A 21224-nucleotide genomic window follows, 5' to 3' on the forward strand; every position below is an offset into this window, starting at 1 on the left:
ACACTCGCTCTCTGTTCATACTCCGACGCTTTGAGTAGTGTCCGGACGTGGCTAAAAGGAAATCGGGATCCCTCGGGAAGTACTGGGGTTACCTCCTCTTTGTGGTCGTGATCACAGGTTGGCTAACACAATCAGTCGGCCCTGCGGGCTTGCTTGCTCTGTCTGGGTTGACCACGGTGTTCTTCCTCTTTCGCGTGCCTGTGTGGTGCGGCGCCCTCACACGCGATAGAGAACCCTGCCGGAAAAACGCTAACGGCCTCCTGATGGGGTGCTCGTATCAGCAGCACAAGTGGCAGAAGCTGAAGTTCGCCGTAGTGCCGCCGAAGTGGCGTGAACTTAACCGAGGACTATGGGTTGGGCCAGAGAAGCGGGTGGCCACCACCGCTGCCTTCTGCGGCATGATCTCGGCCGTGGTCGCCGTGATTGATCTCATTGCCAAATAGGGCGACCACACCTCCTAAGGGAAGGGCCCATACCCGGGACCGCGAGCTGCCGACGCCATGTCCTGGCCACAACTGCTCAGCTTGGAAGACCGCAACCTTCCCATTCGCTGAGCCGTGCTGAGGAACGAAGCACGGATCGTCGATCGCCCCCAAGCACGTACCGCGGCTAACCATGCAGTGGCGATCGTAGGGCTGCATCTGTGCGGCGGCGTGGCAACCCTGGTCGGTGCGTTCGGTTGGCGCGGCGCGGGCCGGCGTGCGGTGCCCGGCCCGGTGTCCCGCCGCCGTCCGGGACCGGCCCCCAGGCCGCACGCCCGGACGGCGGGCGGGCGGAGGGCCGGGGGTACGGCGGCGCGCCGCGCCGCCGCTTGATATCTAAGAGAACAATTCGGCAGTGCTTGACCAGTCGAGACTAGGAAGTCCGCCTGGCCTGCCACCAATCACTCTAGTGAACGCCATAGGTCTTTAGGCGCGGTTCCACTTCAAGAGCCTTTTCGTCTAAGTGACGAACAAACTCGCGGCATACTGCAACTGCGAGCGGGCAAGACGTCGGCGAAAAGACCAAACGCGTAGAGGAGAGGTCTATATCTAGAACCCTCTTCAAATCTTGAGACAGATTCACCAGCTGACCAATTTTCCCTGCCTGCAAGCGAGTAAGCTTTCCTTCTCCATGGACGATCGCGTTCCTTGCGTCCACCAAGGTCAGGAAACCTTGTGTTGCCTTGTCGCCTTTTACTGAGACAGAGAAGCCGTCCCTAAGCCATTTCAGCCGCGAATCCCACGCCCTGTAAGGATCGTCACCAATGGCGCTAAGCAGTGCACTCCCGAAGCGCGACTTACCCATATCGCTCATCTCAACTAAGGATCGCAACAATCCATCGGCGTACCCCTCTACTAGAGTCGCAGCCGAGGTGATGAACCAGTGCTGATCGCTCTGCTTATCAGAGCTGCCTCTGTACGCGAGACGAGCGAGCGCCAGGAGACATCGATCGGCCGGATCTGTCAGGACTTGGGGATCAATGCGTTGGCCCATTTTGCCGCTTCTCGATTCAGGGGGGAGTCACCTTCGATGGCAAGAACAATGGGCTTATCTATTCCTTGCTGAAGTGTTGATGCCGCAGCAATGGCAGGCTTGGTCATGCGCGACGCGGCTCGATAAACATTCCCGACCTCATTGGCTGTCAGTTCACCCAAAATAGCTCGAACCCAGGCTGCCTGACCCCTCACAGACTCATGCCGATCACCTAGCTGCTGAGCCACCCATTCTCTTACTCTGCGAGGAGCATCGCCAGCAACCGGCGAGACGCGCTCGATAGTGTCCAGGAGCCACAGCTTTGCCCAAGGACTTTGTCGAGCCATACCAATTAGACGCGCTACCGAGTTCCAATGCTTTTCCTCTGGCCATACTCTTGAGCGCGCAGTGATATAGTTGGACACAGCCTCCAGATACCGGGGATGCCGGAACACAATTTGGTCCAGGCGGCGATCAGAAATTCGCCGTTGATACGATTGGAGGCCGGACAAGATGAGCGGTATCCAGTTGGACCCCTCGGTTTCTACCGCAGATCGCCCTCTCCGGCCTTTACTCCAATCTGCGAGCAGGTCCCAGTATGCGCGCTGAGCGGTGGCCTTTTCTTCAGGCTCGACGATGATCTCCTCCGGCGCCTGGTCCGAGTATGGGGGCGGAACCGCGAAGAAGAACCGCGTTAGAGTTTCTTTGGCGCGCCAGATGTACCCATTAAAGAAGTTGGCCTCACTTTGCTGTTGCTCGATCAGCGTTTCTCGACGATATATTCCCGTCTTGTGGGCAGACAGTATCAAACCGAGTTCCCGAGCATATTCGGCGGCGCGTTCTATTATTTCATTAGCCGTGAGCCAATCTTTCGCCGTAACTCTGATATCGTCCGCATAGCGCCGAACGTCATAACCATGGCGACCAAGTCTGCGATCCAGGATACTGAGATAAGCATCAGCAAGCCGATCGCTCGTGTCTTGCATTTGAGGTAATCCGCGAGACTGTTTCGACACTTCGCCAAGAAAGACCTTCAGCGCATCGGCAGTATTAAAATCCATCGAACGAAGCATGAGTTCATCACACAATATGCCATGTCCGATATACTCATAGCATGCGGCTATGTCGATCTCGACTATATATTCAGATCTTCCATCGAGACCGAAGCTTTTGAGCGCATCATACTTTCCAGCACCCCTAGATTGCGGTGGAAGATCTTTTTCTATTGCCTGCGCGAGCGATCGATATAGTGTTCGTTCTACGGGCCCAGTTAGCACAACGGGCCTAGGGCCGAAACCTGCACGAGGCATGGTCAGAACCTCACTCTCAATTACCATGCCTGCGTTCAAAGCCGCCGACATATGACTGGCGAGAGTTGAGGTCGCATTCTCCAGACACCGGTCCATAACTAGGCGGGGGAAGTGGTCGAGCGGCGTCTGCATAACATACTGAGCACTCTTCTCAAGATCCAAGGTCTTGAGATATGAAATGTCCAGACGCATCTATCATCCCACACAGCATCGAGGGGAGCCGGATTGCTACCACCCCACATCATGCCACATATGGTTCATATCGTCACTTCGGTTCGCACCGCGCGATCCGTTTCGCGCAATATGCGGCATTTATCACTTGTGTGTCTAGGTGGTGCAATCGAGTTACGCTTAGCGGCATCGCCGATGAGACATTTCCATATCGGTTGTTACAGGAAGGCGGCAGGGGTAGCACCCGCTTGAGGTCAGTCGAGCAAGTCGGGGCGACGGGCCGCGAGAGCGCGCCGTACGGTCACGAACCGGTCGTGAAATTCCGCGGTTAGTGCTTCTCGGCGGTAACGTTGCCGCAACACGTGGTCGAGATCGCCAGCGCGGTGGACCAAGTCGGTAAGGGATCTACGGTCGATATCGAAGGCAGCCATGCCATGATCTACAGCTGCATCAAGGTCGCCGCGTCGGGCATGTACGATGCCAAGGTCTATGTGCGCGTCTGCGATTCTCATGGGCGCGTTCGACGTGCCGTCCGGGCGAGTGTGCATCTGGATCGTTTCGCGGGCATGTTCCTCGGCCCTGTCGTCATCAGCGAGCCAGGTATAGCAGGTAGCAGCGTAGAAGACCCACTTTGAATGGTCGAACACAAAGTGGTGGTCAGGGTTTTCTGGGAACGGAAGTCCATTGAGAACCTCTGCACCTCGGGTAAGAGCACGGTCGGCTTCGCGGCGGTCGCCGATGCGGGCCAGGCCGCGGGCTTCTTGGAGGGTGAGTTGAACCATGGCGCTGCTGGTGCCGGCTACGGCTTGGCCCATGCGGGCGGCGGTGACGACGTCTTCGTAGCGGCCTTCGACGAGGGCGAACCAGGCTGACATTTCGTGTGCCCAGCCCATGAGTTCGCCATGTCCAACCTGGCGGCCCATCTCGAAGGCGGCGCGTCGGGCCGTTTCGGCCTCTTCTCTCTCCCCTAGGTCATAGTGGACGCAGCCCAGCAGGGCAGTGAGCCAACCTGTGATCACGAGCAGTTCGCGATGCTGGTCCAGGGTGAGCCGTCCGGCAAGCAGGCGGGTGATTTGTGCCAGGCGCTTCTGCGTGCGATCGCGTAGCGTGCCTGCGGGCACGACGGGATAGGCCCGGCACAGGAGATCGACGGCCTCAGCAAGGGCATCCAGGGTCCCGGTTCCGACGTCGGATGCCTGGAGTTGCTGGGCAAGTTCCATGGTCCCGTACAGGTCCGCCTCGGCTCGGAGGGCGTCGGCGGGGATCACGCGGGCCTCGATAAGACCGCTGCCGGTCTGCTTGGTCTGGGAGAACCCGAGTGCTTCCGGCTCCAGGCCGGTCAATTGGGTCAGCGCCAGCCGGTATGGCGTGCGGGGCCATCGGACCTCGCCGGCCTCCCAGCGGCGGACCCGTTCCTCATCGCATGTCAGCCGTTCGGCGATGCCAATCGGCGTGGCGTTGATGCGGTCGGCCATTTCCGCGCGGGTGAGCCTGTTTTCGTTGCGCCAAGCCCGAAGGCGAACGTTTGGGATGTAGTCGGGCATCTGCGGTTCTTCCTCCCGGCTGGGGGCTCGAAAGGGGAAATGAGGGGGCCGTTCAGGGGTCCTGCTCAAACTCAGTTGCCGGTGGACTTGTCATCAATCAACCACGGTACGTCACGCGGCCTCCCGCCACAGGGAACGCCGGATGAACGAGGAGATGGCGACGGTGATCCGGCCAGACGAGATGAGCAAGACGTCGCCGTGCCCCGGCTGCCGGGGACGCGGGAACAAGCTGCGCGACTCGCGCCGTGCGCTCCTCATCGGCGACAGCGACACAGATCAGACCCCTAGTGAGGAGCGGGAGTGTCTCGACTGCCTCGGAGGCGGCCAGGCCGAAGGGAACGGGAAATGAACTCGATCATGCAAGCGGCGCTGAACTTCCCACAGAATCGGGAAGAGGGCGACATGCTCGTCCGGCTGCGCGACCAGCTCACGAACCTCGGTGTCAACGCCGAGCTGCGGGACAACAACACCGCGCTCATGGTGCACAAGCGGGAGCCGGGGATGCCGGTGTGGGTGTTCGTCGGGTTCGGCGGGGCCTACTACTCCTGGCAGAGCGCCGAGCAGCGGCACCCGACCCGCGATCCGGAGGGCGCGGCGAAGCTCCTGGCTGAGTACATCGCCAGGTGATGACCGGCGCGGCGAGACGAGCGCGTTCCCTATCGGAGGGGGTAGGGACGCCGCCGCCTCGTCTCACCGCGCCGCCCCGGCAGGCGGTCGCAGTGGTGGCCCCCGCGGCGTCCTTTCCCTGCCCGGCTGCTGTGCTGCCTGCCGGTTCTCTCTGTACGGCTCCCCGCCTTGCTCCCAACCGCGTGGACAGGCTGTGGTTCGCCGGTTACTCTCAAACTTGGTAAAACAACCTGTCGGCTGTTGGACGGTCATGATGTCGCTAGAGTCCGTGCCGCCTAAGTATGCGCAGCTTGTCCAGACTCTTCAGAGGCGCATCGAGGCCGGAGACTACCCGCCGGGCACGCTTCTCCCCAGCGAGAACCAGCTCATCCAAGAGTTCAGCGTCTCCCGTCCCACCGTGGTCGCCGCCCTACGCGTGCTTCGCGAGCAGGGATGGATCGAGTCCCAGCAGGGCAAGGGCCGTTTCGTACGTGGTCGTCCGGCCATGGCCTCCATCGAGCAGAAGCGGCCTGGACAGGCGTACCTGACCAAGCCGGAGGCCGACACCGTCGGCGAAGTTGTTGAAGTGGGCGCTGTCACCGCTCCGAACCGCATCGGTGTGCTGCTCGACGTGCAGCCCAAGAGCAAGGTGTTCGTTCGGCGACGGCTCATCGTGCGTGACGGCGAGCCGACCGAGCTGGTATCGCTCTGGCTGCCGCTGGATCTTTCCGGCGGTACGGATCTCACCAGTGGTGAGCCGTTGCGGCAGGGCTTCCGGGAGCATCTTCAGGCTCGTAAGAACGTCCGGTTCGATCACATCGTTGAGCAGATCACCGCGCGCATGCCCTCGGCCGACGAGGCCAAGCAACTGGGCATGCCCAAGAACATCCCGCTCCTAGCAGTCTTCGGCGCCGTCCGTGACGCCTCCGGCCGGCCCCTTGCTGTCGTCGAGGTCCTGCTACCTGCCGACCGGCACGAGCTGGAAGACGCCTACCCGATCACGTGATCGGGCTGCCGTCTATGTGCAGCGGAAGTTCCAATCGCTAGAGCTGATGTCACTGAACTCCACAACGACGGCTCTACCGTCTCCGGTGTCCTCGCCCCAGTCCAGACGGACGTTAGCCTCGTTCTCCACTCCGGCGATTGCGGCTTTGCGATAGTAGGCACCGATCTCGCCCGCCGATAGCCCAGTACTGAGGGGCAGTCGGATCTCGTAGTGGCAGTAGTCGCCACTTCCCCCGGAGTTCTTGCCGAATTCGGCTGCGCTGTCGCCGGTGCTGCGTGTCTCAGGTGGCAGTGGGATGGCTCGCACTCGCTCATGGAAGTCGTCGAGCCGGGCATCGTCACGCCACTCCGGCATCATGATCAGCAGGAACAGCCCGACCAGCGGGGCGATCACGACCACGGCTAAGCAGCCCCACAGGATTCGCACCAGATCCTCCCCACATGCCGGGCCATCGGCTTGGGCGACTGTCTATCGCACAGGTGACACGCCCGTCACCTGACACCTAGTCACTTGACCTAGCAAGCTACGCAGAGTTACGGTCTAACTACTTGATAGGTCGAGTGCCTGTCATCCAAGAGAGGAACCCGTTATGGCTCTGCAAGGCCCCATCCCCGTCACCTTCGCCATGGTCTTCCCGCACGGCTGCTACATCGTCGGCGAGGTCGAGCCCGTCAAGGACTTCGACGCCTCGTCCAACGGCCGGTTCGTGCAGGCCCGCGACAAGCAGACCGCTGAGCTGGTCTGGCAGGTCGCGGTCATGGACGGTGACCCGACCCTCAAGCCCGCCCAGAAGACCGTGGCGGTCAAGATCCTGGCCCCGGTTCAGCCGGTGCCGCCGCAACCGATGCCGGGGCTACCGTTCACGCCCGTCGAGTTCGACGGCATCTCGGTCACGCCGTACGTCAACGCGGCCGGACGTCTCGCCTACTCCATCAAGGTCCACGACATGCACGCTCCCCGACAGACCGCCCAACCCGCCAAGGCCGGAAAGGAAGCCGCCTAATGACCCGACGCCGCACCCCGCGCAACAGCGTGATCCGGCTGACCACCGGACACGCCGCCCGCACCATGAACCACCCGTTCGCCCGCCGTGAACCCGTCTTGGCGCTCGACTTCGGCGCCACCTCCGTCCTGGTCACCACGAGCGGTCCCGTGACGGCGGAAGACCTGGAGTTCGCACGCCAGCTCGCCCGCGAGGCCCACCGCTTCGCCCGATCCGTGGAGCGCAGCTTCTACGGCCTGCCCGACGGCAAGGGGATGGCGGCGTGAGCGAACACCGGCCCTACACCTACGTCACCCTGTCCATGCGGCCCGACACCGCACCACACGTCGGTATCTCCTTCCACACGTCGCGGCTGAAGGTCCGCGCCGGACTGCTGGTCAGCAACCCCCGGCCGTACCTGGAGTTCGTCTCCCACGAGGCCAACGTGCACATCTCTACCACTGGGGCCGGGCCGGTCACCGACGCCGATCTGGATATCGCCCGCGAGATCTTCAACGCCGCCGCCCGCTATCTGGCCGACTGCGAGCTGCTGCACGCCGAAGAGTCGGCCAAGGACGCCACCTGCACGGCGGCCTGACACGAAGCGGGGCCGCTGGAAGCGGCAACTTCCGGCGGCCACTCGGTTCTCCCCTGACTCCACATCACGAGAGGTTCCCAGCTTATGTTCAAGCGGCTGCCTGGCGACGAGGCGCGCAACCTCGTCTCCACCACGCCGGATACGGCCGTCGTCTTCCGACCGGCCGTGCTCAAGACTCCCGCCATCATCACCTTCCTCGTCTACGGCTGGCGCTTCCTGTACGCCCTCGTCCGCACGACATGGCGGCATCCTGTCGCCGTCGCCGTCCCCGTCGCCCTCGGCGGCATCGGGTACTGGTACGGCTGGCCTGCTGCGGCATCCACCCTTGGCTTCGTCGTCCTGTCCCTGCTCGCGTGGGCCTGCACCGACGGCGATCTCTTCGCCCGTCTCGTCGGCTTCCGGCTGCTGGCCTGGTGGCGGCTGATGTCGGTCTACCGGCGCCACTGGCATGGCGTCATGGACGTCTCCGGCCTGGCCAAGCGCGTCAACGGTCGGATCTACATGCCGCGTCTGCTCCGCGTCACCTGCGACGGCTGGGCCGACCGCATCACGGTCCGGATGCTCGGCGGCCAGGCGGTCAAAGACTGGTCCGACCGCATCGACAACCTCGCCCAAGGCTTCGGCGCAACCTCCTGCCGGGTCGCGCTCGTCAAGGGTGGCCGACTGCTGTTGACCTTCCCGCGCAGCGATCCACTCGCCGCGCCCATGCCCGCCCTTCCCATCCCGGACGAACCATCGGTCGGACCGGTCGAGATCGGCAAGCAAGAGGACGGCCGACCGCTCCGGCTCAAGGTCCACGGCACGCACGTCCTGATCGCGGGCGCGACCGGGGCGGGCAAGGGTTCGTTCCTGTGGGACACCATCCGCGGCTTGCTCCCCGCCATGCGGGCGGGTCTGGCCGAGGTCTGGGCGCTGGATCCCAAGCTGATGGAGCTGTCCTTCGGACGCGAGCTGTTCCAAGGCCGCTACGCCGCCGACCCAGCCGACTGCGCCGATCTGCTCGACGAGGCCGTCTCCGTCATGCAGAAGCGTGCCGCCCGCTTCGCCGGCCTCCAGCGCTCCCACGTCCCAACGATCGAGGACCCGTTCGTCCTGGTCCTCGTCGACGAGGTGGCATTCCTGACCGCCTACCAGCCCGACCGGCAACTCCGGCAGCGCATCTCCGCCGCCCTGGCCACACTCGCCACCCAAGGCCGCTCAGTCGGCGTCGGCGTCATGGCCGCCCTCCAAGACCCGCGCAAGGAAGTCATGAACATCCGCAACCTGTTCCCCGACAAGATCGCCCTCCGGCTCGACGAATCCGAGCAGGTAGACATGGTCCTCGGCGACGGCGCACGCGACCGGGGCGCACTCGCCGACCACATCTCACCCGTCCCGGAACTGGGCGCGGGCGTTGCGTACATGCGCCTGGAGACCTCACCCGAACCGATCCGGGTCCGCGCCGCCTACGTCTCCGACATCGACATCCGCGCCATGGTCGCCTACTACGGGCAGGCCGCATGACTCACCTGCTCCACGGCCTGCGCTGCGCCACCTGCCTCACCCTGAACGTTCTCTGGCTCGACCCGGTCCGCGCCGTGGTCGAGTGCTCCGAGTGCAGCCAGACCGCGTTCATCATCACCGATCCCGACGAAGGGAGGACCGCATGACCCATGCGCAAGACCGCGCCCTCCCCCGCGCCGTCCGAGAGGCCATGCCCATGGCCCGCGACGTGCTCGTAGAGGTCGCCAAGCTCCACGGCGTCTGCATCCGGCCCATCCCGCTCAAGCGGCTCGACACCCACACCGGCAAGTGGGAGATCATCGACGTACCGTGCGGGGCCACCCTCGACAGCAAGTGCCCGCCCTGCGCCAAGCGCAATAAGCAGCTCCGCAAGGCCCAGTGCCGCGAGGGCTGGCACCTTGACGAAGAACCCGCCATCAGGCCCAACGAAGCCAACGAGGAACAGCGCTGGCTCGTGGAGCTCCGCGCCGATGTCCAAGCCCAGCGAGACGCCGCTGACAAGGCCGGCCAGGACACCGCCGAACTGGATGCGCTGATCGCTGGCCTCGACGAGGAGATCAACGCCGCCGGGATGCGCGGCAACGTCCTCGGCCGTGCGACCGCCAAGCGCTCCCGCTCCACCAGGCGACGGCAGGACGCGCCCGACCTGCCCAAGCGCAAGATGACCAGGACCACCCTTGGACGCACCTTCCAAGGCAGCGACGGCAAGACCTACCGGCCGTCCCTGTTCGTCACGCTCACCTTGCCCTCGTACGGCAAGGTTCGCGACGGCGCACCCATCGACCCCGACACCTACGACTACCGGCGCGCCGCCCGAGACGCGCTGCACTTCTCCAAGCTCGTCGATCGCTTCGTACAGAACCTGCGCCGAGTCGCGGGCTACGACGTGCAGTACTTCGCCGCCGTGGAGCCTCAAAAGCGGCTCGCGCCGCACCTGCACATGGCCATCCGTGGAACGCTCCCACGCGCCGAGATCAAGCAGATCGCCGCCGCCACCTACCACCAGGTCTGGTGGCCACAGGCCGACGAAGTCATCTTCGACGGCGACCACCTGCCCGTCTGGCAGGACGGCACCGGCTACCTCAACCCGGCCACCGGCGAAGTCCTGCCCACCTGGGACGAAGCCCTCGACGCGATCGACGAGGACGCCGAACCGCTCCACGTCATCCGCTTCGGCGAACAGATCGATGTGCAAGGCGTGCTCGCGGGTACCCCGGACGCCGACCAGTGCATCCGCTACCTGTCCAAATACCTCACCAAGTCCATCGGCGACGCCCTCGACGGCGGACAGGCCCAGCAACAGCACGCGGCGCGCATGCTGGACGTTCTCCGCTACGAACCCTGCTCGCCCACCTGCCCGAACTGGCTGCGCTACGGCATCCAGCCCAAAGACGCCAAGCCCGGCATGCTCCCCGGCTGGTGCCGTGGCAAGGCCCACAAACCCGAACACCTCGGTTACGCCGGTCGCCGCATCCTGGTCTCCCGGAAGTGGTCGAACAAGACCATCGCCGAGCATAAGCAGGACCGCCGCACCTGGGTCCTGGAAGCCCTCGGCCAGGCCGACGAGCCCACCGACCCACACCGCTACGTCTGGCGCCCCGTACCGGCCGGAGACGCCAACGTGCCACCCCTCGCCGTCCGGCTCCTCCGGTCCGTCCACGAACGCCAACGCTGGCGAGCCCACCTCCGCGAACTGGAAGCCAGAGGAACCGGACAAGATCTTTCGGCAACCGAGGACGTCGGGAGGGCCGCATGACCAAGCACGACGAACTACTGACCGTCCGACAAGTCCTCGACGAACTTGGCGGCGTCTCCCGCCGCACCTTCTACCGCTGGCGCGAGATCGGCAAGGCACCAGAGGGCATCCGCCTGCCCAACGGCGAACTCCGCATCTACCGCAGCGACCTCAACGCATGGCTCGAATCCCTCCGGAGCGCCGCATGACCACCTCCTACAAGGTCAAGTTCTGGGACATCCGCACCAACACCAGAGCGGACAAGCCCGGTAAGAAGCCCCGGATCGTCTCCCACACTGTGCGGTGGACGGTCGGCAACCGCGAGAAGTCGCAGACCTTCAAGACCAAGGGGCTGGCCGAGAGCTTCCTGTCCGACCTGCGGCAGGCGGCCAAGAAGGGCGAAGCCTTCGACATGGATAGCGGCCTTCCCGCTTCGATGGTCAAGGCCAAGGATGCCCGGACCTGGTATGCCTTCGCCGTCGCATACGTCCACGCTTGGTGGCCTCACGCGGCGGCGAAGTCCCGTGAGGGCATGACCGACACCCTCGCCACCGTCACCCGCATCCTGGTCGGCGACGTACCCGGACGTCCGTCCGACGAGATCATCCGGCGGGCACTGCGCGAGTACTCTTTCCTGCCCGAGGACCGCAGGCGGGAGCCGACCCCGGAGATCTCCCGCGCTGTCCGCTGGCTGGAGGGCGCTTCGCTCCCGCTGAGCGCTCTGGAGGAGACCAAGCACGCCCGTGCGGCGCTGGAAGCCCTGGCGCTGTGCCTGGACGGCACGCCTGCGGCGACCTCGACGTACCGCCGCAAGCGGGCCGTCTTCCATCACGCGCTTGAGTACGCCGTGGAGCTGGAAGAGCTTTCGGCAAATCCGCTGCACAAGGTCAAGTTCCGCAAGGCCAAGGTGAGCGGCGAGATCGATCGGCGCTCGGTGGTCAGCCCCAGCCAGGCACGTGAACTGCTCACCGCGGTGACCTACGTGGGGCGGTCGCGAGGGCCGATGTTGGCCGCCATGTTCGCCTGCATGTACTTCGGCGGTCTTCGCCCGGCAGAGGCGGCGGGACTGCGGCAGAAGGACTGCCGGCTCCCAGAGCAGGGCTGGGGGCTGCTGACGCTGGAGAAGACCAGACCGCAGAGCAACAGGCGGTTCACCGATTCGGGGCAGGCTCACGACGAGCGCGGGCTGAAGCACCGGGACGTGAAGCACACGCGCACCGTGCCCATCCCGCCCGAGCTGGTGGCCATCCTGCGGGATCACATAGCGGCGTTCGGAATCGGCGAGGACGGCCGGCTCTTCCGTACGCGCACGGGCGGCGTGATCTCCGGTTCGGCGTACGCGAAGGTCTGGCAGGAAGCCCGGACGTACGCCTTCACTCCCGACCAGGTCGCCTCTCCCCTGGCGGGCCGGCCCTACGACCTCCGGCACGCGGCCGTCTCACTCTGGCTCAACGCGGGCGTGCACGCCCCAGAGGCGGCCGAGAGGGCCGGACATGGCGTGGACGTGATGCTCCGCGTCTACGCCAAGTGCATCGACGGCCAACAGGAGATCGCCAACCAGCGCATCTTGGAAGCACTCGCGGCGTGACGCAGGAGCCACGGCAGGACCCCGGGACACCTCGGGGTCCTTTCGCCGTTCCGGGCGCCCGAACTGCTGCGCCGACCTGGGAAAACGTGGCTGCGAGCATTCCGCGTATGTTCCGCGAGCAGTGGCACAGGGCTGCTTTCGGCGGCCTCCCGCTGCGTACGGCGCAACCGGGGCGATCATGCAAAAGACCAGGTCAACCCGCGGATGGCCTGGTCTCGATTGCGCGCCCTGCAGGATTCGAACCTGCGACCGTCGGATTAGAAGTCCGGTGCTCTATCCAGCTGAGCTAAGGGCGCTCCCGCCTTATTGTGCATGATCCGGCGACATGTCACGCACATGTTTTCCCCGTGTCAGTCTGTCAACCCGATCACAACCCACATGAACAGTGCTCCCAGCACGGTGGCGGTCAGTGTCCAGCCGGTGGCCCGTCTTGGCGTGTGAGCCTCAGGGAGGATATCGGACGTGGCGAGGTAGAGGAGGAATCCGGCGAAAAGGCCGAGGTAGGCGCCTAGGGCGGTGTCGGGGATGGGGAGGAGGGAGGTGAGGGTGGCGCCGGCTATGGGGGCGAGGGCGTCGAGGGTGAGGAGGGTGAGGGCGCGGCGGCGGGCGTTGCCGTAGAGGGAGGTGAGCGTGTAGGTGTTGAAGCCGTCCGTGAAGTCGTGAGCGATGACGCCTATCGCCACGGCCACCGCCAGGGAGGGGTTGGTCTGGTAGGTGGCGCCGATGGCGGAGCCGTCCAGGAAGCTGTGGAGGACGAGGGCCGAGGCGGCGGTGAGGCCGACGTTCGCCCGGGCGTGTCGGTGGGTGGCGTAGTCGGTCTCGTGGGCGTCGTGCATGCCCAGCGAGCGCTCCACGACGTGGATGGCGAGGAAGGCCAGGGCGAGCGTGAGCATGGGCAGGGGGACGCCGTGCACGTACGGCGGGCTCAGGGCCAGGGCCTCCGGGAGGAGGTCGAAGGCGACGACGCCCAGCATGACGCCGGCCGCGAAGCCCAGCACGAGGTGGCGGCGCCGGCCGATGCGGTCGGCGACGAGCCAGCCGAGCAGCGTCATCACGAACGCCGCCAGCGACAGCAAAATCGGCATGAAGCCGCAGGCTAGCGGGCCTGGGCCGGGACGTGCTGAGTTGGAAAAGGCCAGGCGGGGGCGGGGCAAATGGGTCTAAGCTGTCTGGGCATGGTCGCGACGCTCCTGCATGAGATTCCGCTGCAGGGCGGGGACGTGACAGACGGGGTGGTGCGTGTCGGTGACACCGTGCGCAGACCGGCCAGTATGTCCACGCCCGCCGTGCACGCCCTGCTCAGACACCTTGAGGCCGCCGGGTTCGACGGGGCGCCGAGGGTGGTGGGGATGGATGAGTTCGGGCGCGAGATTCTCACCTATCTTCCCGGTACGACCGGGCTCCGGCTGGAGAGCGTGACCAATGAGGCGCTGGCGGAGCTTGCCGGGTTGTTGCGGCGCTTTCATGATGCGACGGCCGGGTTCCCGCTGGCGGATGTGGGGTGGGAAGGGGGGTCGAACGATGATCGGCCCCCTGAGGTGATCGGGCATTGTGATTTAACGCCGGAGAATGTGATTTCTCGGCGGGGCGGGGAGGGTGGCGGCGAACCCGGGCCGTACGCGTTCATTGATTTTGATCTTGCGCGGCCGACCACCCGGCTCTTCGACATCGTGACCACTCTGCGGCACTGGGCGCCCATTTCCGATCCCGTCGATCGTGCTCCGCTCCTGCGCGGTGTGGAGGTGGGGGCGCGGTTGCGGGTGTTCTGCGACGCGTACGGGGTGCCGTCGCGCGATCGACGCCGGCTGCTCGAACTTGCCCGGCTTCGGTTCCACCGCTCCTACACGGTCATGCGGACCCGCGCCACTGCCGGCGGCAACTGGGCCAAGATGTGGGCGGGCGGTGCCGGTGAGCGCATCCGGCGGGCCGCCGCGTGGCTGGATGTGCACGAAGATGAGCTTCATGCCCATTTGGTATGACCCTTTGGGGCTCGCCCTCGGCGTGGCCCTCGACCGGCTCCTCGCCGACCCGCAGAGCCCCGCGCACCCGGTCGCGGTGTTCGGGCGGGGCGCGGCGCGGCTGGAGCAGATCCTGTACGCGGACGGCAAAGCCCCCGGCGTGCTGCACGTCGCCGTGTGCGTCGGTGGCGCGGCCACGCTCGGCGTGCTCGCCGGGCGCGCCGCCTCCCGCAGCAGAGTCCTCCGTACGTCCCTCACCGCCCTGACCACCTGGGCCGTGCTCGGCGGCACCACGCTGGCCAGGGAGGGCGCCTACATGGCCGACGCCCTGCAGCACGATGATCTGGAACGTGCCCGCGCGCGCCTCCCCCACCTGTGCGGCCGGGACCCCAGCCGGCTGGAGGCGCCCGAGCTGGCCCGGGCCACCGTCGAGTCGCTCGCCGAGAACACCTCCGACGCCGTCGTCGCACCCCTGTTCTGGGGTGCGGTGGCGGGGGTGCCGGGAATGCTGGCGTACCGGGCGATCAACACGCTGGACGCCATGATCGGGCACCGTTCGCCCCGCTACGAGCGGTTCGGGTGGGCCGCCGCGCGGCTCGACGACGTGGCCAACTACGTGCCGGCGCGGCTCACCGGCGTGCTCACCGTCCTGACCGCGCCTGACCCTGGCGGCGCGCGGGCGATGCTGCGTCGGGACGGTCACCGCCACCCCAGCCCGAACGCCGGACGGTGCGAGGCGGCGTTCGCGGGCGGCCTCGGGGTCACGCTCGGAGGGAAGAACGTCTACGGGGGGCGGGTCGAGGAGCGGCCGACCATGGGTGATGGGCCACCGCCCGGGGTCGAGGACATTCCTCGCGCGGTACGGCTGACGCGCGCCGTGAGCCTGGCGGCCGCCGGAGTGGCGGTGGTGACGGCTGCCGGCATGGCGAGGATGAAGGCGTCAAGTGTGGTGGGGGTGGCAGGAGTGGCGGCCGGTGTGGCGGGGGTGGCACGAGTGGCGGCCGGTGTGGCGGGGCTGACGGGGCTGGCGGCGTCGGCCTGGATCCGCAGCCGCACCACCGCCGCTGCCCGGCCATGAGGGCGAAGGCGCATCCCATCGGCGCGTGATGAAGGCCGCCCAAGCCGCCCGAAGGCAGGAGGCGCAAGCGGGGCGGTGCGGAAGAAGGGCGGTGCGGACGAAGGGCGGTGCGGACGAAGGGCGGTGCGGAAGAAGGGTAGGGCGCGCAAGCGGGCGGCGCACGGACGAGGGACGCGGACGAGGGGGTGCGCGGACGAGGGGCGCGCGGACGAGGGCGGGGTGCCCGCGCGCTACGGGTTCGGTGCGGTGCGAAGCGGTACGCACACGTACGTGTGGAAGTGGGCGCAGGCGGAGCGCGGCGCACAGGCGGGGGCGCCGGTGCGCAGGCGAGGCGCCCGTGGACGCAACCCCGTGCGAAAGCGGGCGATGAGTGAGGCGCGGTGCCGAAGAGGCGGGGCCCGGAGGCGGGCTGGCGGGGAAGCGGGGCACAAGGGGGCGCCCGTGTGTAGGCGAGGCGACTGTGCCGTAGCGGCGTAAGTGGGGTGTGCGGTACCGAAGCGGGGAAGCGGGGCGCAGAATGGGCTACGGCATGTGGGCGAGGCGCCGGTGGGCCGGCTGTGCGGCGAGGCGCTGGGGAGCGCGGTGGAGTGGCGCGCTGTGGGGCGCGGTCGGATGCCGCGCCCACAGCGGTCGAATGCCGCGCGGTGCCGCGTGGCGAGGTGCTGTGCGGCGTGATCGGGCGCCGCACAGCGCGGGCGCGACCCCGCACGACCCCCGCGCCCCGCTTACATGGCGCGGTTGAGGTTGAGGACGAGCCAGATCACGAAGATGGCGACCAGGGTGATGCCGATCATCGATTTCGCGGCGTTGTGGGCGACGGTCCTCCTGGCCGTGACCTGCCTGGCGCTCTGCTTCCACACCTGACGCATAATGATCATGGTCTGGAACCGGCGTCCCAGGGCGAACACGGCGAGTCCGATCAGGATGAATAAGATGATGCGGCCATCTGCAGGTTCCACGGGTATCCCCCCTGTGGTCCTTGGAGTTGCTTACCGCCCCCGAAACTGTGAGAACACAGAATACTCGCGCGACAGCGATTTGTGACCATATTTATGCGTCGAGGTCAACCACGATCGGCGCGTGGTCGGAGGGTCCCTTCCCCTTGCGGGCCTCCCGGTCCACGTACGCGGAGCGCACCCGCCCGGCCACGTCGCCGCTGGCGTACACGAGGTCGATGCGCATCCCCTTGTTCTGGTGGAACATGCCGGCCCGGTAGTCCCAGTACGTGAACGGGTGCGGCCCCTTCATGGGGGTCGGCACCACGTCGTGCAGGCCGAGGTCGCGCAGGGCGGCGAGGGCCTGGCGTTCGGCGGGGGTGACGTGGGTGGCGCCGGCGAACAGGGAGGCGTCCCAGACGTCGGCGTCCGTCGGGGCCACGTTGTAGTCACCGCAGGCCACCACGGGCAGCCCGGCGGCGACCTCGGCGGCCAGGGCGTCGCGCAGCGCGGCGAACCAGTCGAGCTTGTAGACGAAGTGGGGCGAGTCGAGCGTGCGGCCGTTGGGCGCGTACAGGGACCAGACCCGCATCCCGGCGCAGGTGGCGCCGATGGCGCGGGCCTCGGGGCGGGCGGCGCCGACCCCGTCGAGCTCGCCGAAGCCGGGCTCGCCGGGGAAGCTCAACGTCACGTCCGCCAGGCCGACCTTGGACAGCAGCGCGACGCCGTTCCAGCGGCCGTCCCCGTGGGCGGCGGCGGTGTAGCCGAGCTCGCTCACCTCCGCCACCGGGAACGCCTCCGCGGCGCATTTGGTCTCCTGTAGGCACACGATGTCGGGCGCGGTCTCGGCCAGCCATGCGAGCAGGCGGGGCAGCCGCACCTTGACGGAGTTCACGTTCCAGGTTGCCAGGCGCATCCCTCCAGCCTGCCACCCCGGCACCCATGAGAAGCGCAACCCGCGCCTGACCTGGGCATGGCGGTCCTGCCCAGGCCGGGCCGCCTTCGTCAGCGGGCCGGGCGCGCAGGGCAGACGGCCTGCCTCAGCCCCCCGTACGCGGGTCAGGCGGCCTTCATCAGGGTGTTCGACACCTCCTCCAGCAGCCCGCCCACCCCCCGGTCCAGCGCGGCCTTGGCGTGGCGGGCGGCGTCGAGGGCGTTGCCGGCGGCGCTGGGTGAGTCCTCGACGACCAGGCGCAGCTCCAGCTCCAGCGGGGACCCGCCGAAGCCCTCGCCGTCCAGCCGGATGTAGGCGACCTTGCGGTCGTCCATGAAGGGGACGTACTGGGCGCCGACGTGCACGGACGCCCCCGCGCCCGCCGCCTTCGTGGCCTTCTTGCCGCGCATGCGCGCCGGGTCCTCCAGGTTGACGAAGTCCATGTTGCCGCCGCCGAGGAGCTGGTGCCCGCCGGTGAGGTGGACGCCGCTGCGGGCCAGGGCGTCGACCAGCGCGCGGTGCACGAGGGTGGCGCCGAACGAGCTCTTGAGGTCGTCCCCGATGAGGGGCAGGCCGGCGGCGGCGAAGCGGGCGCGCCACTCGGGCGAGCGGGCGAGCACGGCCGGCATGCAGTTCACGAACGCGCACCCCGCCTCGATCGCGGCCTGCGCGTACAGCTCGGCGGCCCGCTGGGCGCCGGTCGGCAGGAAGTTGAGGACGACGTGGCTGCCCGTCTCCCGCAGGCGGGCGGCGACCGCGGCGGGCGTGGCTCCGCCGCTCGGGTCGATCAGCTCGGACGAGCCCGGCCCGACGCCGTCGGCCAGGATGCCCTCGGTGACGGGCACGCCGAGGTACGGCACGTCCGCGAACCTGCGGGCGTTGTTCGGGGCGGTCCAGATGGCCTGCGACAGGTCCTGGCCGAGCTTGGCCCGGCCGACGTCGAAGGCGGCGGTGAAACGCACCTGGGAGACGGCGTATCCGGCGCAGACGGGGTTCGGCAGGCCGGGGGCGTCGCCGTCCCGGTAGTGCTCGACGCCCTGCACCAGCGAGGACACGCAGTTCCCGACCCCGATCACAGCCACGTTCACAAAACTCATGCCGGGATTAGATCAGGCCCGTACGCCGGGCCACCGCGACGGCCTCCACCCGGGAGCCCGCGCCCAGCTTGGCCATGATGTTCGACACGTGCACGCCGGACGTCCTGGCCGAGATGAACAGCCGCTCGGCGATCTGCCGGTTGCTCAGCCCCTCCGCGACCAGCCCGAGCACTTCCCGCTCCCTGGCCGACAGGACGAGCTCGTCGCCCAGGGACACCCGCAGCGTGGCCGCCGCCGCCTCGGCCGCGCGCCGCAGCGGCTCGGAGCCGAGGTCGCCGGCGATCGCGACCGCCTCGCGCAGCCGCTCGCGGGCGTGCGCCGGGTCCTGCTCGGCCGCCCGCACCAGCGCCTGACCCAGCGCGTACGGCTGCCCGACCGCCCGCCAGCACGTCACGGCCGCTGCCCACGAACCCCCGCACTCCGCCTCGAACGTGGCCCGGTGCGCCTGCTGCACCCGCCCCGTCGTCGCGACGCCCGCCGGCGCCTCGCGAACCCGCCCGAGCCCCGCCGCCAGCGCCAGCAGCGGCCAGGCGTAGCGGCGGCTCAGCGTCAGGTCGTGCTCGGCCAGCACGTGGTCCACCACGCGGCCCGCCCGCCCTGAGTCGCGCCGGGCCAGGGCGAGCCGGCATTCGAGCAGGTCGGGTTCGAGGCAGGAGTCGTAGCCGCGCGAGCGCCCGCGCATGAGCGGCCGCACCCTGCCGACGATCTCCTCGGCCTCGTCGAGCGCGCCCTCCCAGACGGCGATCGTGCCCAGCACCATGAGGATCCAGGCCCGGTGGATGGGCGGCGGGTCGAGCGCGAGCGCGGCCCGCATCACCTCGCGGGCCTCCGCCCAGCGGCCCATGGAGGCGAGCGGCTCGGCCAGGTTCGCCGCCAGGTGGCCGCCCCTCGACCGGGCCAGGCCCAGGCGGCGGGCCCGGGCGATGCCCTCGCGGGCCACGGACTCCGCCCTGGCGTGCTCTCCCGCCGCCTCCAGGACGTCGGCTTCGCTGGCGTACGTCACGAGCAGGCTGTCGTCGTCCGGCGCCGACGCCCTGGCCCGCGCGTACAGGCGCGACGCGGCCTCGAGGTCGCCGTCCAGCGCGGTGAGGGCGGCCAGGGTGGTCAAGGACCTGGCGTCGCCGAGGGCGAGCGCCTCCTCGGCGTGGGTACGGGCCTCGGCGTCCTGGCCGTTCCAGGCGAGCACGGTGGCCAGGGCGCCGATCAGCCTGGACTCGCGCGGCGCCAGCCGGACGGCCGCGCGCAGGTCGTCCAGGCCCTCCTCGCCGAGCAGGTCGCGGATCGCGACCCGCAGCTCCAGCAGCCGCGCCGCCCGCACCGGGTCACGGTACGAGGGTCCCCCGAGATCGCCGGAGCCGCGGGCCAGGTCGCCGGAGCCACGGGCCACGTCGCCGGAGTCGCGTGGCGCGGCGGACACCTCCTCCAGGGCGCGGGTGGCCAGGTCCTCCGCGCGTTCCGCGTCGCCTTCGCAGAGGGCGTCGCGGGCGGCCAGCTCCAGGACGTGGACGTGGTCGGCGCCGTCCTCCGCCTGGTCCCACAGCTCCAGCACCCGCTCCCAGCGGCGCGCCGCCCAGGCGGCCTCGAACGCGCGCCGCCGCTCCCCCGCCGCGTACCAGTGGTCGGCGGCCAGCTCGGGGTGGGCCTCGGCGCAGCGGGCGTGCAGGCGGCGCCGCTCCCCTGGCAGCAGGTCGTCGTAGACGGCGTCGCGGATGAGCGCGTGGCGGAAGGTGTAGCCGTCGCCGTCCACGAGCAGCAGCCGGGCGCGTACGACCGGCCGCAGCGCCTCGTCCAGTGCCAGGTCGTCGAGCCCCGCCACGGCCCGCAGCACGTCGTGGGGTGTCGTGCGCCCGGCCACGGCGGCGATCCGCAGCACGTCGAGCCCTTCCGGCGGCAGCCGCTCGGCCCCGGCCAGCAGCAGCTCCCGCAGCGAGGCGGGCGTGGCTGGTGAGGCGCGCATGGCCGGCGATGCCGGCGGGGCTGTCGAAGGCAGCGTGGCGGCGCCGGCGTCGGCGAGCGCTTCGGCGAAGAGCGGGTTGCCCTCGCTGCGGGCCGCGATCAGGTCGATGTCCAGCTCCGACGACTCACCGTTCGCATCGCGGCCGAGCATGCGGGCCACGTCGTCGCGCCCGAGCGGCGGCACCCTGATCACCTCGGCACCCGGCACCCGCAGCGACTCCCGCGACGTCGCGATCACGAGCACCCCGGGAGCCATGAGGTTGCGTGCCAGGAACACCAGCAGGTCGATGCTCGCCTGGTCCGCCCAGTGCAGGTCCTCCAGCACGAGGACGAGGGGCCGCCGCTCGGCCGACCGCTCGACGAGGAGCAGCACCTCCTCGAACAGCCGGGCCCGCCCCAGGCCGGGCAGCTCCTCGACCTCGCCCAGCTCGGGCAGCAGCCGGGCCAGCCCGCGGTGGCCGCCGCCAGGCACGAGGCCGGCACCGTACTGGCGGACGAGGCCGCGCAGCACCGGCACGAACGGCGCGTACGCGACGCACCCGGGGTCGGCCCCGCCTTCGGCCACGAACGCGTCGAGCCCCGAGACGAACTCGCCGACCAGCCGCGACTTGCCGATGCCGGCCTCGCCGACGACCAGCACGAGGCCGGGCGTGCGCTCCCGCGCCGCCGCCAGCCGGGCCAGTTCGGCCGCACGTCCTACGAACACGCCCCCATTATGAAGAGGCGGCTACGCATCATGCCCGATGTGTCCTGAGGCGGTTTCCGCGA

The 21224-nt window shown here is 68.0% G+C and carries 22 protein-coding genes and 1 tRNA gene; 13 read left to right on the top strand and 10 right to left on the bottom strand.

Annotation, left to right across the window (positions count from 1 at the left end; genetic code table 11):
- Window positions 1-167: 167 nt before the first annotated feature.
- Entirely contained in the window at window positions 168-443 is a 276-nt protein-coding gene (locus HCN51_RS13345) for a hypothetical protein (protein ID WP_168009978.1), read from the top strand.
- A gap of 445 nt (window positions 444-888) precedes the next feature.
- Here the strand turns inward: HCN51_RS13345 and HCN51_RS13350 are convergent, their stop codons facing one another.
- The 3 genes from HCN51_RS13350 to HCN51_RS13360 all read right to left on the bottom strand — a co-directional run bounded on the left by HCN51_RS13350 (window position 889) and on the right by HCN51_RS13360 (window position 4480).
- Complete coding sequence (locus tag HCN51_RS13350; RefSeq protein WP_168009979.1) at window positions 889-1476, bottom strand: hypothetical protein; 588 nt, start codon at window positions 1474-1476, stop codon at window positions 889-891.
- Window positions 1446-2957 carry a reverse transcriptase domain-containing protein gene (locus HCN51_RS13355; protein WP_168009980.1) on the bottom strand — a complete coding sequence of 504 codons (1512 nt, stop codon included), beginning with the start codon at window positions 2955-2957 and terminating at the stop codon, window positions 1446-1448. The genes HCN51_RS13350 and HCN51_RS13355 overlap by 31 nt, the downstream gene beginning before the upstream one ends.
- A gap of 233 nt (window positions 2958-3190) precedes the next feature.
- Window positions 3191-4480, bottom strand: a complete 1290-nt coding sequence (locus HCN51_RS13360) for an NsdA family TPR-like regulatory protein (protein ID WP_168009981.1) — start codon at window positions 4478-4480, stop codon at window positions 3191-3193.
- Between the two features lie 345 nt (window positions 4481-4825).
- Here HCN51_RS13360 and HCN51_RS13365 point away from each other — a divergent pair, with 345 nt between their 5' ends.
- Complete coding sequence (locus tag HCN51_RS13365) at window positions 4826-5107, top strand: hypothetical protein (RefSeq protein ID WP_168009982.1); 282 nt, start codon at window positions 4826-4828, stop codon at window positions 5105-5107.
- A 250-nt stretch (window positions 5108-5357) separates the two neighbouring features.
- On the top strand, window positions 5358-6092 hold the full coding sequence (locus tag HCN51_RS13370; RefSeq protein ID WP_206066969.1) for a GntR family transcriptional regulator: 735 nt from the start codon (window positions 5358-5360) through the stop codon (window positions 6090-6092).
- 12 nt (window positions 6093-6104) lie between these two features.
- Here the strand turns inward: HCN51_RS13370 and HCN51_RS13375 are convergent, their stop codons facing one another.
- Window positions 6105-6518 carry a hypothetical protein gene (locus tag HCN51_RS13375; protein ID WP_168009983.1) on the bottom strand — a complete coding sequence of 138 codons (414 nt, stop codon included), beginning with the start codon at window positions 6516-6518 and terminating at the stop codon, window positions 6105-6107.
- A gap of 163 nt (window positions 6519-6681) precedes the next feature.
- On the opposite strand from HCN51_RS13375, the gene HCN51_RS13380 reads away from it, so the two are divergent.
- The 8 genes from HCN51_RS13380 (at window position 6682) to HCN51_RS13415 (ending at window position 12498) form a co-directional block, all read left to right on the top strand.
- Window positions 6682-7095 carry a plasmid replication, integration and excision activator gene (locus HCN51_RS13380; protein ID WP_127935275.1) on the top strand — a complete coding sequence of 138 codons (414 nt, stop codon included), beginning with the start codon at window positions 6682-6684 and terminating at the stop codon, window positions 7093-7095.
- Window positions 7095-7361, top strand: a complete 267-nt coding sequence (locus tag HCN51_RS13385; RefSeq protein WP_168009984.1) for a hypothetical protein — start codon at window positions 7095-7097, stop codon at window positions 7359-7361. Before HCN51_RS13380 ends, HCN51_RS13385 begins: the two co-directional genes overlap by 1 nt.
- Window positions 7358-7672 (top strand): hypothetical protein, encoded by a 315-nt coding sequence (locus HCN51_RS13390; protein ID WP_168009985.1) that lies wholly within the window; start codon window positions 7358-7360, stop codon window positions 7670-7672. Before HCN51_RS13385 ends, HCN51_RS13390 begins: the two co-directional genes overlap by 4 nt.
- 84 nt (window positions 7673-7756) lie before the next feature.
- The gene (locus HCN51_RS13395; RefSeq protein WP_168009986.1) at window positions 7757-9175 is read left to right on the top strand and encodes an FtsK/SpoIIIE domain-containing protein; all 1419 of its coding nucleotides are present in this window, start codon (window positions 7757-7759) and stop codon (window positions 9173-9175) included.
- Window positions 9172-9321 (top strand): hypothetical protein, encoded by a 150-nt coding sequence (locus HCN51_RS13400; RefSeq protein WP_168009987.1) that lies wholly within the window; start codon window positions 9172-9174, stop codon window positions 9319-9321. Before HCN51_RS13395 ends, HCN51_RS13400 begins: the two co-directional genes overlap by 4 nt.
- Window positions 9318-10931, top strand: a complete 1614-nt coding sequence (locus tag HCN51_RS13405) for a replication initiator (RefSeq protein WP_168009988.1) — start codon at window positions 9318-9320, stop codon at window positions 10929-10931. Before HCN51_RS13400 ends, HCN51_RS13405 begins: the two co-directional genes overlap by 4 nt.
- On the top strand, window positions 10928-11119 hold the full coding sequence (locus HCN51_RS13410; RefSeq protein ID WP_168009989.1) for a helix-turn-helix transcriptional regulator: 192 nt from the start codon (window positions 10928-10930) through the stop codon (window positions 11117-11119). Before HCN51_RS13405 ends, HCN51_RS13410 begins: the two co-directional genes overlap by 4 nt.
- Before the next feature lie 89 nt (window positions 11120-11208).
- Complete coding sequence (locus HCN51_RS13415; protein WP_346433630.1) at window positions 11209-12498, top strand: tyrosine-type recombinase/integrase; 1290 nt, start codon at window positions 11209-11211, stop codon at window positions 12496-12498.
- Window positions 12499-12720: 222 nt separating this feature from the next.
- Here the strand turns inward: HCN51_RS13415 and HCN51_RS13420 are convergent.
- A tRNA-Arg gene (locus HCN51_RS13420) sits at window positions 12721-12794 on the bottom strand.
- A gap of 54 nt (window positions 12795-12848) precedes the next feature.
- Window positions 12849-13583, bottom strand: a complete 735-nt coding sequence (locus HCN51_RS13425; RefSeq protein WP_168009991.1) for a ZIP family metal transporter — start codon at window positions 13581-13583, stop codon at window positions 12849-12851.
- A gap of 90 nt (window positions 13584-13673) precedes the next feature.
- Between HCN51_RS13425 and HCN51_RS13430 the strand changes: the two genes are divergently transcribed.
- Together HCN51_RS13430 and HCN51_RS13435 are read left to right on the top strand one after the other, a co-directional pair.
- The gene (locus tag HCN51_RS13430) at window positions 13674-14477 is read left to right on the top strand and encodes an aminoglycoside phosphotransferase family protein (protein WP_168009992.1); all 804 of its coding nucleotides are present in this window, start codon (window positions 13674-13676) and stop codon (window positions 14475-14477) included.
- On the top strand, window positions 14461-15534 hold the full coding sequence (locus HCN51_RS13435; RefSeq protein ID WP_168009993.1) for a cobalamin biosynthesis protein: 1074 nt from the start codon (window positions 14461-14463) through the stop codon (window positions 15532-15534). Before HCN51_RS13430 ends, HCN51_RS13435 begins: the two co-directional genes overlap by 17 nt.
- Window positions 15535-16259: 725 nt before the next feature.
- Here HCN51_RS13435 and HCN51_RS13440 read toward each other — a convergent pair.
- From HCN51_RS13440 to HCN51_RS62250, 4 genes are all read right to left on the bottom strand, one after another.
- Window positions 16260-16493, bottom strand: a complete 234-nt coding sequence (locus HCN51_RS13440) for a hypothetical protein (RefSeq protein WP_168009994.1) — start codon at window positions 16491-16493, stop codon at window positions 16260-16262.
- Between the two features lie 91 nt (window positions 16494-16584).
- A complete protein-coding gene (locus HCN51_RS13445; RefSeq protein WP_168009995.1) occupies window positions 16585-17385 on the bottom strand; it encodes an exodeoxyribonuclease III in 801 nt (266 codons plus the stop codon).
- A gap of 143 nt (window positions 17386-17528) precedes the next feature.
- Window positions 17529-18500 (bottom strand): inositol-3-phosphate synthase, encoded by a 972-nt coding sequence (locus tag HCN51_RS13450; RefSeq protein ID WP_168009996.1) that lies wholly within the window; start codon window positions 18498-18500, stop codon window positions 17529-17531.
- A 7-nt stretch (window positions 18501-18507) separates the two neighbouring features.
- Complete coding sequence (locus tag HCN51_RS62250; protein WP_168009997.1) at window positions 18508-21162, bottom strand: AAA family ATPase; 2655 nt, start codon at window positions 21160-21162, stop codon at window positions 18508-18510.
- Window positions 21163-21224 lie beyond the last annotated feature (62 nt).

The organism is Nonomuraea composti, assembly GCF_012034275.1.
Taxonomy (GTDB): Bacteria; Actinomycetota; Actinomycetes; order Streptosporangiales; family Streptosporangiaceae; genus Nonomuraea; species Nonomuraea composti.

Excerpts from the sequence above, each read along its gene's own strand:
- HCN51_RS13450 (WP_168009996.1), bottom strand. The coding sequence starts at position 18,500 with ATGAGTTTTGTGAACGTGGCTGTGATCGGGGTCGGGAACTGCGTGTCC.
- HCN51_RS13410 (WP_168009989.1), top strand. The coding sequence starts at position 10,928 with ATGACCAAGCACGACGAACTACTGACCGTCCGACAAGTCCTCGACGAA.
- HCN51_RS13350 (WP_168009979.1), bottom strand. The coding sequence starts at position 1,476 with ATGGGCCAACGCATTGATCCCCAAGTCCTGACAGATCCGGCCGATCGA.
- HCN51_RS13380 (WP_127935275.1), top strand. The coding sequence starts at position 6,682 with ATGGCTCTGCAAGGCCCCATCCCCGTCACCTTCGCCATGGTCTTCCCG.
- HCN51_RS13370 (WP_206066969.1), top strand. The coding sequence starts at position 5,358 with ATGATGTCGCTAGAGTCCGTGCCGCCTAAGTATGCGCAGCTTGTCCAG.
- HCN51_RS13435 (WP_168009993.1), top strand. The coding sequence starts at position 14,461 with ATGCCCATTTGGTATGACCCTTTGGGGCTCGCCCTCGGCGTGGCCCTC.
- HCN51_RS13400 (WP_168009987.1), top strand. The coding sequence starts at position 9,172 with ATGACTCACCTGCTCCACGGCCTGCGCTGCGCCACCTGCCTCACCCTG.
- HCN51_RS13405 (WP_168009988.1), top strand. The coding sequence starts at position 9,318 with ATGACCCATGCGCAAGACCGCGCCCTCCCCCGCGCCGTCCGAGAGGCC.
- HCN51_RS13425 (WP_168009991.1), bottom strand. The coding sequence starts at position 13,583 with ATGCCGATTTTGCTGTCGCTGGCGGCGTTCGTGATGACGCTGCTCGGC.
- HCN51_RS13445 (WP_168009995.1), bottom strand. The coding sequence starts at position 17,385 with ATGCGCCTGGCAACCTGGAACGTGAACTCCGTCAAGGTGCGGCTGCCC.
- HCN51_RS13365 (WP_168009982.1), top strand. The coding sequence starts at position 4,826 with ATGAACTCGATCATGCAAGCGGCGCTGAACTTCCCACAGAATCGGGAA.
- HCN51_RS13355 (WP_168009980.1), bottom strand. The coding sequence starts at position 2,957 with ATGCGTCTGGACATTTCATATCTCAAGACCTTGGATCTTGAGAAGAGT.
- HCN51_RS13430 (WP_168009992.1), top strand. The coding sequence starts at position 13,674 with ATGGTCGCGACGCTCCTGCATGAGATTCCGCTGCAGGGCGGGGACGTG.
- HCN51_RS13395 (WP_168009986.1), top strand. The coding sequence starts at position 7,757 with ATGTTCAAGCGGCTGCCTGGCGACGAGGCGCGCAACCTCGTCTCCACC.
- HCN51_RS13385 (WP_168009984.1), top strand. The coding sequence starts at position 7,095 with ATGACCCGACGCCGCACCCCGCGCAACAGCGTGATCCGGCTGACCACC.
- HCN51_RS13360 (WP_168009981.1), bottom strand. The coding sequence starts at position 4,480 with ATGCCCGACTACATCCCAAACGTTCGCCTTCGGGCTTGGCGCAACGAA.